This window comes from Xenorhabdus sp. SGI240, assembly GCF_040081915.1.
GTDB classification, from domain to species: Bacteria; Pseudomonadota; Gammaproteobacteria; order Enterobacterales; family Enterobacteriaceae; genus Xenorhabdus; species Xenorhabdus bakwenae.
In genome coordinates this window covers 1-1,942 of sequence record NZ_JBEBMB010000083.1, presented here as the reverse complement: position 1 = coordinate 1,942, position 1,942 = coordinate 1, and the positions used below count along the sequence as shown (strand labels likewise).

1 pseudogene is annotated in these 1,942 nt (G+C 51.1%); it reads left to right on the top strand.

Annotated features, from left to right (window positions below):
* Nucleotides 1-60 precede the first annotated feature (60 nt).
* A pseudogene (locus ABLA76_RS15410) lies at nt 61-1,942 on the top strand (hypothetical protein); the annotation flags it as partial.

The following is a 1,942-nucleotide window of genomic DNA, read 5'->3' as shown; positions in this document are numbered from 1 at the left end:
ATCCTCTGATTATGAAATGAGAAATACATTTTTCTATAACTAGAAAAGAGAGGCGCTAAAATGCCATATGATTTTTTCTCAAATGCCCACAACTTTCAAAGTGCGGCCATGGGCAGTGTCGACCCCCGCACCGGCCTGTTTACGTATGCGATGCAGGTTGCCCAGTTAACCGGCAACAATCACCTCGGGCCGACTCAAACGATAGCGCTGTCGTATAACCCGCTTAATACCGAAGATATTGGCCTGGGTATTGGTTTTTCCCTGGGACTGACCCAGTATGACAGCCGGCAACGGTTATTAAGTCTCTCCACCGGTGAGCGCTATAAAGTGGATGAATACACGGACAAAGTCTATCTGAAACAGTATAAGCAGGATGTTGTGCGGTTTGAAAAGGACGTCACTCAGAATGTTTACCGGGTGATCCATAAATCGGGTACAGTTGAAGTGTTGACCGGGCCGGACAATGCCTATCACCTCAAAGTGCCTACACAGATATTTACCCCGCTGGGCCATGCCCTGAAACTGGACTGGATTTATAAAACGGAGACGATACCCCGTCTTGCTGCGGTATCGGACGAAAGGCGGGTGCTGTTAAAAATTGAGTATAAAACAGCTCTCTATACCCGTATTACGGTCTGGCCCGAATCATCGGAATCTTATGATATCCGATTACGCTTTGAGAATGACAAAGTCACACAGATTAGCAATGAGACGAGTCACCACACGTTAATCTGGACGCTGGAATATGACTCAGACAGCAATTTTTTAACCCGGGTTTCATCTCCGACAGGTGCCACTGAATTTGTGGATTACGATTTTGACGGGCATCAGTTTCCCAAAGAGGCAAAATTGCCGCCTCTGCCTTATGTTACCCGGTACACGCAACATACAAAGCAAAGTCCTGAAATCATTAGGCACTATAAATATACCGAGTATAATTTTTTGGGTTATGGGAGTCACGAGAGCTGGAATGATGATGAAGATTTTCTCTACGGTGTCTTAAGTCATTACTGGTATGGCTCGACCGAAAGCTGGGACAACGGCACCACGCAACGCCATATTACCCGAAAGTATAATAAATACCATTTATTGGTGTCCGAAACGACGGAGCAAAATGGGTGCAGGCGGGAGCATCAGACCGACTATTATGCGCAGGAGGGCCGTTCGTTTGAAGAACAGCCCCCGCAGTTCCAGCTGCCGAAAACAGCCCGCGTCAGCTTCAATGACACCCCGGATGTGGAGGTGATCCAGACCGAGTTTGATGAAGCGGGAAACCCGACTGTGCAAATAGCGCCGGATGGCACCCGCACGGACTGGGTGTATTATCCGGCCGAGGGTGAAACCGGGGCCTGCCCGGCTTCACCGCAGGGCTTCGTGCGTTTTGTCAAATCCAAGACCGTGACACCGGGCAGGGCCTCGCCGGAAGGGACGTATGAGGATGTTCCGACTCACCGGACAGTCTATCGCTATGAGGTATTGCCGACCCTTCCCGGCGCACCCTGTGCGCATGCCGTCGCCTGCACCTATCAGGGCTGGTATAGTGAACAGCAGCATAAACCTCAGTTACTGCATGAAACACAGACCCACTATGTAAATGATACCCGCTCTCCAGACCACGGGCGCATCCGGCGGATTGACGAGACGGTGCATGCCCTGTCGGGAGAGGCGCTTGCGGCCGGCAAGGCATGGACAAGCTACCAGATTTTCAGCTATACCCTGCAAGGTGAAGCGCTGGTGAAAACCGGTCAATGGGTCGGTCATGACCGGCTTAGTCTTACGACCGAGAGTCGCCAGTCGCAGGTCAGCGGCAAGCTATGGCAGGCCGTGGATGCACAGCAATGCACGGCTCACTATGACTATGATGAGCTGGGACGTATCTCAAGGTATACCAGTAATGCGCATACCGACTATGCCCAGACGGTACATTATGCCTATGCCATTG